This is a genomic window from Janthinobacterium sp. GW456P, assembly GCF_002127655.1.
Taxonomy (GTDB): Bacteria; Pseudomonadota; Gammaproteobacteria; order Burkholderiales; family Burkholderiaceae_D; genus Janthinobacterium.
Window position 1 is genome coordinate 55,251 of record NZ_NEHB01000011.1, and the last position, 12,538, is coordinate 67,788.

The window sequence follows — 12,538 nt, forward strand, 5'->3', positions numbered from 1 at the left end:
CGCAGCTATCTTTCGCTGGCAGAATTTATCTCAACACATTACCGAATGTGGGGAAATGGCATATAGTATGCTTCCCCTAAAAGAGATAAATGTCATGAAATTTGATGTAGCGATTGTCGGCAGTGGCCTGGCGGGTTTATCGGTTGCACTGCATTTAGCTGAGACGCGCACCGTCGCGATCATTTCAAAACGCGCGCTGCTCGATGGCGCCAGCAACTGGGCGCAAGGCGGGATCGCGGCCGTGCTGGACTCGGGCGACAGCCACCAGCAGCACATCGAAGACACCCTGATCGCGGGCGGCGGCCTGTGCGACGAGAGCGCCACGCGCTACATCGTCGAGCACGGCCGCGAAGCGATCGAATGGCTGATCGAGCAAGGCGTGCCGTTTACGCGCGACGCCTCGGCCGAGCTGGGTTTCCACCTGACCCGCGAAGGCGGCCACAGCCAGCGCCGCATCATCCACGCGGCCGACGCCACGGGGCACGCCGTGCAAGTGACGCTGGAAGAAAAGGTGCGCGCCCATCCGAACATCAGTCTGTTCGAACACCATTGCGCCATCGACCTGATCACCTCCGACAAGCTGGGCATGAAACCGGCCCAGCGCAACGCGCAACCGCATTGCCACGGCCTGTACGTGCAGGATGAGCAAACGGGCAAGGTGCATACCTTTGCCGCCGAGCACACCGTGCTGGCCACGGGCGGCGCCGGCAAGGTGTATTTATATACCACCAACCCGGACACGGCTAGCGGCGACGGCATCGCCATGGCTTGGCGCGCCGGCTGCCGCGTGTCGAACATGGAATTCATCCAGTTCCACCCCACCTGCCTGTACCACCCGTACGCGAAATCGTTCCTGATCACCGAAGCCATCCGTGGCGAAGGCGGCTTGCTGAAACTGCCGCCTGAAGCGGGCGCGGCAGCAGGCACGCGCTTCATGCTGGCCCACGATGAGCGGGCCGAACTGGCGCCGCGCGACGTGGTGGCGCGCGCCATCGACTTCGAGATCAAGAAACGCGGTCTCGACTACGTGCACCTCGACATCAGCCACAAGCCGGCCGAATTCCTCATCGAACACTTCCCCACCATCTACGCGCGCTGCCTGGAACTGGGCATCGACATCACCAAGCAGCCGATTCCCATCGTGCCCGCCGCCCACTACACGTGCGGCGGCGTCGTGACGGATTTGTCCGGCCGCGCCGACCTGCCGGGCCTGTATGCGGTCGGCGAGACGGCGTGCACGGGCCTGCATGGCGCGAACCGCCTGGCGAGTAATTCCTTGCTGGAATGCATCGTCATCGGCCGCGCCTGCGCGCAAGATATCGAAAGCAAGGAAAAGCTGGGCACGCCATATTTACCCGACTGGGATGAAAGCCGCGTCACGGATGCGGATGAGGAAGTGGTCATTGCCCACAACTGGGACGAGCTGCGCCGCTTCATGTGGAATTACGTAGGCATCGTGCGCACGACCAAGCGCCTGGAGCGGGCCCAGCACCGCATCGCCCTGCTGAAGGAAGAGATCGACGAGTACTACCGCAACTTCCGCATCACGCACGACTTATTGGAACTGCGCAACCTCGTCGACGTGGCCTCGATGATCGTCAACAGCGCCCTGTCCCGCCGCGAAAGCCGCGGCCTGCACTTCAGCCGCGATTACCCGGAAACCTTGCCCAAGGCCATCGCCAGCGTGCTGACGCCGCCGCACCGCTAGGATGCATGCAAAACTTAACTTGACGACAAGTAGGGCATGGTCGATTATTGCCGGGCGGCACGGCATGGCGCCGTTGCCATCGATCCTGGAGACGACACAATGAAACGATTCATCCTGGCCGCCGGCTTGCTGGCGTGCAGCCTGGCCGGCCTCGCGCAGGCCGCTGACATGGCCGACGATGCCCAGCTGCGCACGGCCATCGCAGGCAGCCACCGGAGCAGCACCAACGTGGCGCGCGATATGTGGCGCCATCCTTACGAAACGCTTACTTTCTTCGGCATCAAGCCGAGCATGACGGTGGTCGAATTGCTGCCGGAAGGCGGCTGGTACACCGAGATCCTGGCGCCCTACCTGCGCCAGGACGGCAAGCTGATCAGTGCCGGCGCCATCGCCAGGACCTTGCTGGAGTCCAACCCGGCGGTCTATGACAAGGTCGTGCGGGGCGCCTTCAGTCCGCCCAAGGCCATCTACAACTTCGCCCCGCCCAACAGCGTCGACATGGTGCTCACCTTCCGCAACGTGCACAACTTCGTCGAGCTGGGCGACGAGAAGGTCAAGGACATCTTCAAGGCGCTGTACACCAGCCTGAAGCCGGGCGGCGTGCTGGGCGTGACCGACCATCGCCTGCCGGAATCCATGCCGCAAGATGCCACGGCCACGAGCGGCTACGTCCACGAGTCGTATGTGATCAAGATGGCCGAGAGCGCCGGCTTCAGGCTGGCCGGCAAATCCGAGGTCAACGCCAATCCGAAGGACAAGGCCGACCACCAGGGCGGCGTGTGGGCGCTGCCACCGACCCTGACCAACGCCGCGCTTGATCGCGACAAGTACCAGGCCATCGGCGAGAGCGACCGCATGACGCTCAAGTTCGTGAAGCCATAAATGTCCGCTGCTCGCCGCGGCTAACCTAACTTACTCCTTGTGGCGAATAGCTTCGACAACAATCCGGAGCGCCCTCGATTCGTGGCGGCGGCTGGGATAGTACGCATGGAGGCCAGGGAACCTTTTACACCAATCGCTCATGACGCTGATTAATCGGCCTTCCCGTAGGTGTCCCGCCACCAGGTCTTCCGTGACGAACGCCAAGCCATTGCCGCTCAAGGCCGCTTGTACCATGGGCACGGCGCTGGTAAACACGGCCTGACCGCTCACCCGGGCTTCCACGTTGCGTCCATCATGCTGCAGTTCCCACGCGTAGATGCCGCCACTGCCTGCGAGCCGCAGCGTGATGCAATTGTGCTTCATCAGCTCATGCAAATTGGTGGGTTGCGCATGCCAGGAGAAGTAGCCGGGCGAGCCAACGATCATGGTGGGAATGTCCGCTGTGAGCCGGACAGCAATCATGTCCTCCGCTACCTGGTCTCCATAGCGTACTCCAATGTCATACCGGTCCGCGGCAATATCGATCAGCTTGTAATCTGATTGAATCTCGATATTCAGGTCGGGATAGTGAGGCAGCACCGGTGCCAGCCGTGGCCACAGCAGGGTATCAATAACGTGGTCAATAGCAGTGATACGCACCGTACCCGCTGGCTTGCCATTCAAATCGCTGACGGCAGCGATTTCGGCATGGACCTCATCAAGCCGCGGCGCGACATTGTTCAGCAGGCGCTCGCCTGCTTCTGTGGGTGAGACGCTACGCGTCGTGCGATTGAGCAGCCGCACGCCCAGCCGGGCCTCCAGATCCCGAATGATGTGGCTGAGCGTCGATTGCGACATGCCCAGCTTGATGGCGGCACGGGTGAAGCTGCGTTGGCGAGCCACCTCGAAGAAGATAAGAATATCAATAATATTGTCTCTGGCCATTTTGAACATTCATGAAAGCTGCAGTGGATGAGGTCTCGGCGTGCTGCCAGCTACGGCCAATATCAAGGGAAATGTGTGCATTGAGCTATGAATATACAGGCTATTCATGGCCCTGGCACATATACCTGTTCGATTTTTCGGTGCGCCGATGCGCTAACCGCCACGTACGATGTCGCTGAACGTAATGCGCCCCGCCCATACCGAACGAACTGGAGAAACAGACATGAACATAGATGATGTAGCGCGCCGCGATTTCCTGAAGACGACTGGCACCGGCATGGCCGTGCTGGGCAGCCTTTCCATTGTCGGTAGTGCGGCGTTTGCCGCCGATACCAAGCCAGTGCCGGATATGTCCGGCAACGCTGACAACTTTTACAAAAGCGCGACAGTCATTGCGCGCAAGGTCAGCTTCAACAACCAGTACCGAATGGCGATCGCCGGCAATCTGTTCACGCCCAAGGACCTCGACGGCAATGCCAGGCATCCGGCGATCATCATCGGCCACCCGATGGGTGCGGTGAAGGAGCAAAGCTCGAACCTGTATGCGCAGAAACTGGCGGAGCAGGGTTTCGTCACCTTGGCCATCGATCAGTCGTTCTGGGGCGACAGCGCCGGCCAACCGCGCAATGCCGTGGCGCCCGATATCTACGCCGAAGCGTTCAGCGCGGCGGTGGACTTTCTGGGCACCCAGCCGTTCGTCGACAGAGAGCGGATCGGCGTTCTCGGTATTTGCGGCAGCGGCAGTTTCGTCATCAGTGCCGCCAAAATCGATCCGCGCATGAAGGCCATTGCCACTGTCAGCATGTACGACATGGGCGCAGCCAACCGCCATGCGCTGAACCACTCGCAGACGCTCGATCAACGCAAGCAGATCATTGCGGAGGCAGCGCAGCAGCGCTACGTGGAATTCACCGGTGGCGCAATCAAGTACACGGGCGGCACCGTGCACCAGCTTGATGCCAATACGCATCCCATCCAGCGCGAGTTCCATGACTTTTATCGCACCTCGCGCGGTGAATTCACGCCGGCAGGGTCGTCGCGCGAGCTGACCACGCACCCGACGCTGGCCAGCAACGTCAAGTTCATGAATTTTTACCCGTTCAACGATATCGAAACGATTTCGCCACGCCCCATGTTGTTCATCACAGGCGACCAGGCGCATTCCCGGGAGTTCAGCGAAGAGGCTTATCGCCTCGGTGCGGAGCCGAAGGAACTGGTGATCGTGCCGGGCGCCGGGCACGTCGACCTGTATGACCGGGTCAAGCTGATTCCCTGGGACAAGCTGAACGCGTTCTTCCACAAAAATTTGGCATAGACGCATCCCATGACAGCACCAATCAGCAACGCAACCCCAGAGGGCGTGCACGGGCACGCTGATCCCGCTACGCAAGCGGCAATGTGGGGCGGGGTCTTCGCCATGACGCTGTGCGTCTTCGCGCTGATCGCCTCCGAATTCATGCCCGTCAGCCTGTTGACTCCGATGGCCAGGGATCTCCTGGTCAGCGAAGGCCTGGCGGGACAGGGCATTGCCATCTCCGGCGCCTTCGCCGTGCTCACCAGCCTGTCGATTTCCATCATCGCTGGCAACATGGATCGCAAGACGCTCCTGCTGGGACTGACCGCAACGATGGCCATCTCCGGGGCCGTCGTCGCGATGGCCCCGAATTATCTTCTGTACATGGCCGGCCGGGCGCTGATCGGCGTGGTGGTTGGCGGCTTCTGGTCCTTGTCGGCGGCCACCGCGATGCGGCTGGTGCCTTCCCGTCAGGTGCCGCGCGCGCTGGCCATCTTCAATGGCGGCAATGCACTGGCGACCGTCGTCGCCGCGCCCCTGGGCAGTTACCTGGGTTCCGTCATCGGCTGGCGTGGCGCCTTCCTTTGCCTGGTACCGGTGGCCGTGGTTGCCTTTGTCTGGCAGTGGATCAGTCTGCCTTCCATGCCGCCGCAGACCGGCTCGGCGGCTCCGCGCAAGGCCTTCACACTGCTGCGTGACCCGAAGGTCGCCCTGGGTATGCTGGCCGTCAGCACGTTTTTCATGGGACAGTTCGCCTTGTTCACCTATTTGCGCCCATTCCTTGAAAGCGTGACGCGCGTAGATATACCCACGCTGTCGATGATGCTGCTGGTCGTTGGCGTTGGCGGTTTTATCGGTACCACCGTCATCGGCAAGTTCTTGAAGTGGAATTTTTCCCGGACGCTGGTTGGCATTCCCATCCTGATGGCGTTGATCGCCGTGGCGCTGACACTCTTTGGCGGCAAGGTCGCTGCCGTGGCGGTACTGCTAGGCATCTGGGGCGTTGTCGCGACCGCTGCGCCGGTGGGCTGGTGGTCATGGCTGGCGACAACCCTGCCGGGCGATGCAGAGACGGGGGGCGGGTTGATGGTTGCCGTTGTGCAACTCGCCATCGCCCTCGGTTCCACGATCGGCGGCTTGCTGTTCGACAAGAGCGGATATCAGAGCACGTTCATCGCCAGCGCGGCCGTACTGCTGGTGGCTGCCTTCCTGACCTCTCGCTCGCAAGCACTGCAGGCAAGCCAAGCCGTCTACCAACAAAGGAGCAAACAATGATGACACGCAAGCCAGCGGTACTTAATGGCACCCGGCACCCATGGGCCGGCAAGCGCGAATGCCGCCTATCTGATGGCCTGCATGGACTGAGCCTGCTGCTTGGCGTGCTCTTCCTCGGCGCTTGCGAAGCTCGACAGCAGTCCGCCTCCATGCCATTCACTCTTGCCCCGCTTGCGGCCAGCGCATCCCCAAGGCCTGAGGAGTCGCGTATGTGGATGGTCGTTGGCGAACGTCGCTTCGTCGTCGTCTTGTCCGATAACGTGACCGGACAGGCATTTGCCAAGAGGCTGCCGCTGACGCTGGATATGGCCGAACTCAACGGAAATGAGAAGCACGCAGATTTGCAAAAGGCACTGCCGGTTAACGCGACCAGGATGGAAATGATCAGCAATGGCGACCTCTTGCTGTACGGCTCGAAGACCTTGGTTATATTCTATAAGACATTTACTTCGCCGTATGCCTACTCACACGTTGGTCGCGTCGAAAATCCGCTTGGGCTGGCCCATGCACTGGGCGAGCAAGGCGCCAGGGTTGAGTTTCTCAAATTCAAATGAACGTCCACAAGGCTTGCCCAACGTCCGTTTCGAGGCGATAGCGGCCAGCCACAAACGGCATCGCGGCGTACATGCCTGGCTGTCCGCGATTTGCCCAGGTTTAGGGTTCCGCCATCACCGGCGCGATGCCATCTTCCGTGTACGACATGCTGGCGGCCTCGCCCGTGCACTCCCCCTGCGCCTCATCGGCTACATAGCGGCATTCGCTTTCCACACTGCCATCGGCGCGCCAGTGGCGGGTCCAGCCCTGGCGTTCGCCATCGGCATATTCAATCAATTGCTTCGGCTTGCCATCGGCGTACCATGAACGCAAGGCGCCCTCCTCGCGGCCGCCCGCGTTCCACTGTTTTTGCACGAGCAACACGCCGGCGGGGCTGAAGCGCTGTTCGCTGCGCAATACATAGTGGCCGCTGTGCGTGCGCTTGCCGGCCACTTTGCCGTCCGGATAATATTCGACGCTCTCGCCCGCAGGCTTGCCGTCCACGTAGCTGGCCGTGCGGTGCACCTTGCCATCTGGAAAATAGCTGGTGCTGGGCCCCGTCTGGATACCGTTCACGTGCTGGCTGCGGCTTTCCACCGCGCCATCGGGATAGAACAGCAGGAGTTCGCCGTCCGTCTGCCCCTGGACTTGCGTCATGCGCGTGCGCAGCTTGCCGTTTTCATCGAAAGTTTCGACCAGGCCGTCGGCGCGTGCGCCATTCCGGTACGTCACCGACTCGATCAGCTTGCCGCTCTGGTGATAGGTTTTTTGTTCACCTTCCTGCAACCCGTTGCGCCACGTGCCGCGCATGGACAGCTGGCCGTCCGGGTAGTAGCGGCTCAATACCCCCTCCTTGATGCCGCGCCCGTCCTGCTCCACCTGCATTTCCAGCTGACCATGCGGGTAATACATGGCGTAGTTGCCCACCAGCTTGCCGCGCAGGTAATCAGGATTGTCGACCTCGCCCACCAGCCGTTTCGGCTCGCCTTCGCGCACATGGAAGATATCGACTCGCCAGGTAGCCGGCGTCTTGCCAGGCGGCAGCGGCACGACCAGCGCATAGCGCGTCTGCTCCATGACCTCGCCGCGTGACAGATTATGATTCAGGTACTGGCGTGCCTTGGCGTCCAGACAGGCTTGCGGCTCGCAGCCGCCCAGCTTGCTGACGGCGGGCATGGCGGCCACGGCTCCCGCCTTGTCCGGCGCCGGGCAGACGGCAATACGCATCAGCAAGGGAGTCTTGTCGCGGATCAACGGCGCCAATTGCCGCTTCATGGCGGCATACTGATCCTGTTCCAGGCGCACGGACGCGGCATTCATCAGCACCTGTTTGCCGCCGCAGCCACTGTCGCTGGCAAGGGTCAATACATCGCCGTCAGGCGTCGCCTTGATCGCCGTGACGACTTGCCGCTGCACGATTTCCGCCCCCGCCATGGCTGGCAACAGCAGCAGGCCTGCCAGCAGACAGTTCAATTCAGGGCGCGCCATGCCTGCTCCTTGCGCTCGATTTCCGGTGATGGCAGCGCCTCTTCGCAATCGCCCTGCGCCTTGCCGGCCACGTACCGGCATTCGCTTTTCAGGCTGCCATCTTCGCGCCAGCTACGGCTCCAGCCTTCGCGCCGGTCGTTCACGTACTCGATCGATTGCTCCGGCTTGCCGCTCGCGTACCAAGAACGCGACGTGCCCTGCTCGCGCAATTTCGCGTCCCACCGCCGCTCCAGCAACAGCACGCCTTGCGGGCTGTAGCGCTGCAGGCTCAGCAAGCCGCCATCGTCGGCATACTGCTGGCGGCTTTGCACCTTGCCGTCCGAATAGAATTCCAGCGCCTCGCCCGCGGGCAAATCATTGCGCAAGGTCATGGTGCTGCGCACGGCGCCATCAGCGTCATAGTTTGTCGTCAAACCATGGTATTTGCCATCCTTCATTGCGGAGCGGCTGGAAATGCTGCCATCAGGGAAATACGTGAGCATCTCGCCTTCGATCTTGCCGCCGCGCAGTACATAACTCGTGCTCGGCTTGCCGTTCGCATCGAATGTCTGCACGGGACCATCGATGCGCATGCCCCCGCGGTACACGCTGGCCTCGCGCAGCTTGCCCGTGGCGTGATATTGCTGGTGCGTGCCCTCCGGCAATCCATGGCGCCAGTCGCCGCGCGATTCCAGGCTGCCATCGCTGCGGTAACGGCTGGTGATGCCATGCTGCCGCCCTTGTCCATCCTGCGCCACCTGTTGCTCAATCTTGCCGTTCGGGTAATACGTGACATAGCCCCCCACCAGCTCGCCCTGCGCGTAATCGGCGCGGTTGACCTGTCCCGACAGGCGCAGCTTGTGCCCGGCGACGCTGTAAATGTCCACCTTCCACGTGCCGGGCAGCTTGCCTTTGGGCAAGGGCAACAGCAGCACGTTCGGCGCCTTTTCCTGCTCGATGGGGAAGAAGCGTTCGTGCAGGTACAGCCGCGCCCGGCCATCGGCGCAGGTGGCTGGCGTGCAGGCGGCGATCTGGCGCACGATGGGCACGCTTGCATCTTCCGGGCACTCTTTCAGCGTGACGCGCATGGGCGTCTTGCTGCGGATCTGTCGGGCCAGTTCGGCTTTCAACGCTTCGTACGGCGCCTCGTCCAGATTGACGGAGCGGGCATCCATGCGTATCTGCTTGCCGCCGCAGGCCGTCATGCCTGCGATAGTGTACACATCGCCGCCTTCGCTATCGGGTTCGGCGGCCATACTGGCCAGCACCTGGCGCTGCACGATGTCCGCCTGCGCCATGCCTGGGGTCAGCAAGGATGCGCCCAGCAGCGCGAATATCGTCTTGATTTTCATGCTATTCCTTTAATTTTCCGTCGTGGCGGCCACACCGGCCGGCACAAAGCTGACCCGGCCGTTGCGGTAGCGCACCAGCACCACCACCTTGGCATCGCGCAGTTGACCGTGCTGCACGGCCGGCAAATAGGTCCAGCGCTTCACGCTGTCGAGCAGCACCTTGTTCAACTGCGGTTCCATCGGCAACTCGGCCGCCGCATAGCTGAGCGTGCCGTCGGCGGCAATGGTCAGAGTCAAGCGGTTCTCACCCGTTGCATGCTGCTCGTCCAGCACGCCATAATCAACCGTCGTCATCGTCTCGCGCTGCACGCCGCCGACCTGGTCGCGCAAGGGCGGCATGGCCTTCAGCCTGGCCGCCAGCAGTGCGCCATCGGCCAGCGTCTTGTCCCAGCGCTTCTGGTAATCCCAGCCCTGAACCAGGCGCAGCATCTTGGCGTTCAAGTCCATGCGCTGCATCGTGCGCGCGACGCCATTGTCGGCCGCTTCGCCCGGTTCCGCCGGTACGGCGTTCTGCACCGCGTAACGGTAGGCCGTCAGCTGCGCCAGCGCCACCATGTTGACGGCATCGCGCTCGTCGCCGCCGCGCATCAGCGCCGTGGCCGCGATGCCCAGCCAGGCCGTGCCATCGGTCGGGCGCGCCCACAGGGCTTGCTCGAAGTACTGGCGTGCCGCCTGCGGTTCGTTCAGGCTCAGATGCATGCGGCCCATGGCCGCCGCCACCAGATGGTCGCGCGGGTTCGCTTGCAGCAGGTCAAGATAGTTAGCCACCAGCGTCGGCTCATAGCCAGGCACCCAGCCCAGGCCTTCCAGCAAGGACGCGCGCAGCTGCGCCTGGGTGCGGTCGCCGCCGTAAACAGGCGACTTTTGCTCTCCGGCACGGTACAACAGCTGCAAGCCCCGCGTGACGGCGTCATCGTCGCCCTTGCTGACCGCTTGCGACAGGCTGCGTACGGCCTTGCGCGCATCGGACGGCTGGAAACCGGCCGCCTTGCGGGGGCGCCAGCTGAATACTTCCAGGCCCGCAGCCTGCTCGGCTTGCGCCTGCAAGCTGGCCTTGTCCTTGACTTCATCGGGCGACGAGGTCCAGGCCGTAAAGCCGATCAGGAACAACACGATCAGCAGCACCACGACGGCCCAGCCCTTGCCCGTGATGCCGCCACCCGTGTTGCCCGCCACGGGAATGAAGACCGGTGCCTGGCCCGGCGCGGTGCGGCGTACGCTGCGCTGCTGCGGCAACGATGGTTGCAGCTGCATTTGCTGCGCCTGCACGGACGCTTGCGCGGCCGAGGCGATGACCTTGTCGCGCGCGCAGGCGGCGCAGCCCTGGCCCGCGAAATGCTGGTGCTCGGGATTGGCGGCGCACACGACGAGCTTGCCGCCGCTGCGCTGCGCGTAGCCGCGCAGCAATTGCGCCCAGTCGGCCGCCGAGGGCCGCTGCGGCTTCGGCGACGGCGAAAACGCACGGTCGAACATGGCGCGCAGCTCGGGCGGCATCAGCGCATGGCCGCTGGTGACGTTGGGCGCCAGCTGCTTGTGGCGTTTGAGGCCATACGCATAGCAGCCGTCGCGGATGCGCCCGGGAATATCGGTCGCCACTTGCGCACTATTCGGCCGTCCGCTGTACGGGTGGATGCCAAAGTTGAGCAATTGAAAAATGACGACGGCCAGGGCGAAGCGGTCCTGCGCCATTTCCGCGCCCGCCGGCATGCCCTTGCGCTGGAATTCCGGCGCCAGGTAGTCGGCCGTGAATTGCTCTGCCGGAAAACGCTCCGCATGGCCCTGGATGCTGAAGCCGTCGCAATCGAGCATGGCGATGTACAGCGAATCGCGGTAGAAGCGCAGGTTCACGGGTTTCAGATCGACCACATAATGCTGCTGCTGGTGCAGCGCATCGATGACGGCGGCCAGGTTGGCGGCCAGGGTCAGCTTGGGACCGAGTCCCGTGGGCAGGCCGGCCGCGCGCGCTTGCCGCTCCTGCATGATCTGTTCCAGCTCGGCCGTCTGCGCCATGTCCAGCAAGGGCATGACGAAACCGGTAAAGCCGCCCTGGCCGTCGAACACGGCTGCCTGCGGCCACGCGATCTGCACGTAGCGCTTGCCGTTTTCCAGCTGGTCCGGCAATTCCGGTGTCAGCTCCAGCATCGCTTCGAGCTTGCGCCGGTTGGCGGCCCGGTCCAGGTGCGGGTGGTACAGCTTGGCCACCTGCGCGGGCGCGCCGGGCAACAGGTACACGCTGCCCGCGCCGCCGCTTTTAATCAGCTTGCCCAGTACCAGACTGCGGACCTTATCCAGCCAAATTTTTCCACCCGGAACGAGGCCAGGTGTCACGCCCTGCTTCTTGCTCATGCGCGCAAGGCCAGCAGCAAGGTCTTGTCGTCGCCCGTGATCTGGTGCGTGCGCGGGTCGGCCAAGGTGGATGCCAGCGCCGCATTGCCCAGCTCGATGCTGTCGACCGTGCGCAGATAGCCTTGCACGGCATCCATGAACGGCGCGTACAGCGCCCCATTGTTCTTGCTCATGGCAAAGGGCATGCAGCCGTCCGACATCAGCACCACGCCGCGCGCGGACTGGGGAATCGCAAGCAGGCGCAGCTGTTCGCGCCAGCGCTCGCCGCTAAGGAAATATGTTTCGTTCGCGTATTCGCCGTTGGCGGGCAGCGAGATCAGTTCGCCACCATCGGCCAGCTGCGCCACGCCCAGGCCATCGCCCAGGTGGAAGAAGAAGCCGCCCTCTTGCCCCATCACCACGCCCACGACCGTGCTGGCGTAGTCATCGAGGGTGGCACTGGCGGCGCGGGCGATGTCCTCGAGCGCGGTGCGGATCTGCGCCAGGGCGGCCGCCAGCGCGCCGTCGCGCAAATTCTGCACGGTGGCGCCCTGCTCCAGCCGTCCGGCCAGCGCCTGCACGGTCTGCGTGGCAACAAACTGCGCGCCCTGCTCGCTGAGACGGGCCGAACCGGCACCATCGCAAACGACGGCCACCAGTACCCCGTTGACCTCGGCGTACGCGTGCGCATCCTGGCAAGCAATGTCCTTGTCCAGGTGCGCCTTGCCCGTGACGGAGGCGCCGAATACGCGCCAGTGCTGCTGTGCTGCTGCCATC

At 63.1% G+C, this 12,538-nt stretch carries 10 protein-coding genes; 5 read left to right on the plus strand and 5 right to left on the minus strand.

The genetic code is table 11. The annotated features are described in order from the left end of the window. The first annotated feature begins 94 nt into the window (after positions 1–94). Together nadB and CBW66_RS12415 are read left to right on the plus strand one after the other, a co-directional pair. Positions 95–1,708, plus strand: a complete 1,614-nt coding sequence (nadB, locus tag CBW66_RS12410; RefSeq protein WP_086138011.1) for an L-aspartate oxidase — start codon at positions 95–97, stop codon at positions 1,706–1,708. 99 nt (positions 1,709–1,807) lie between these two features. After that, on the plus strand, positions 1,808–2,590 hold the full coding sequence (locus CBW66_RS12415) for a class I SAM-dependent methyltransferase (protein ID WP_086138012.1): 783 nt from the start codon (positions 1,808–1,810) through the stop codon (positions 2,588–2,590). A gap of 30 nt (positions 2,591–2,620) precedes the next feature. Here the strand turns inward: CBW66_RS12415 and CBW66_RS12420 are convergent, their stop codons facing one another. Then, a complete protein-coding gene (locus tag CBW66_RS12420; protein WP_086138013.1) occupies positions 2,621–3,514 on the minus strand; it encodes a LysR family transcriptional regulator in 894 nt (297 codons plus the stop codon). A gap of 169 nt (positions 3,515–3,683) precedes the next feature. Here CBW66_RS12420 and CBW66_RS12425 point away from each other — a divergent pair, with 169 nt between their 5' ends. The 3 genes from CBW66_RS12425 to CBW66_RS29400 all read left to right on the plus strand — a co-directional run bounded on the left by CBW66_RS12425 (position 3,684) and on the right by CBW66_RS29400 (position 6,637). After that, positions 3,684–4,829, plus strand: a complete 1,146-nt coding sequence (locus tag CBW66_RS12425) for an alpha/beta hydrolase (protein WP_230492304.1) — start codon at positions 3,684–3,686, stop codon at positions 4,827–4,829. An 81-nt stretch (positions 4,830–4,910) separates the two neighbouring features. Further along, positions 4,911–6,083 (plus strand): MFS transporter, encoded by a 1,173-nt coding sequence (locus CBW66_RS12430; protein ID WP_230492315.1) that lies wholly within the window; start codon positions 4,911–4,913, stop codon positions 6,081–6,083. Next, on the plus strand, positions 6,080–6,637 hold the full coding sequence (locus CBW66_RS29400; protein WP_230492305.1) for a cyclophilin-like fold protein: 558 nt from the start codon (positions 6,080–6,082) through the stop codon (positions 6,635–6,637). Before CBW66_RS12430 ends, CBW66_RS29400 begins: the two co-directional genes overlap by 4 nt. 100 nt (positions 6,638–6,737) lie before the next feature. Here the strand turns inward: CBW66_RS29400 and CBW66_RS12440 are convergent, their stop codons facing one another. From CBW66_RS12440 to CBW66_RS12455, 4 genes are read right to left on the minus strand one after another with little or no spacing between them, the layout of a single operon-like run. Next, positions 6,738–8,105, minus strand: coding sequence for a toxin-antitoxin system YwqK family antitoxin (locus CBW66_RS12440; RefSeq protein WP_170932871.1), 1,368 nt, complete (start codon positions 8,103–8,105; stop codon positions 6,738–6,740). Further along, positions 8,087–9,436 (minus strand): toxin-antitoxin system YwqK family antitoxin, encoded by a 1,350-nt coding sequence (locus CBW66_RS12445; protein ID WP_086138016.1) that lies wholly within the window; start codon positions 9,434–9,436, stop codon positions 8,087–8,089. The genes CBW66_RS12440 and CBW66_RS12445 overlap by 19 nt, the downstream gene beginning before the upstream one ends. Before the next feature lie 9 nt (positions 9,437–9,445). Further along, positions 9,446–11,782, minus strand: a complete 2,337-nt coding sequence (locus CBW66_RS12450; RefSeq protein WP_086138017.1) for a hypothetical protein — start codon at positions 11,780–11,782, stop codon at positions 9,446–9,448. Then, the gene (locus CBW66_RS12455; RefSeq protein ID WP_086138018.1) at positions 11,779–12,537 is read right to left on the minus strand and encodes a PP2C family serine/threonine-protein phosphatase; all 759 of its coding nucleotides are present in this window, start codon (positions 12,535–12,537) and stop codon (positions 11,779–11,781) included. Before CBW66_RS12455 ends, CBW66_RS12450 begins: the two co-directional genes overlap by 4 nt. Position 12,538: the final 1 nt, after the last annotated feature.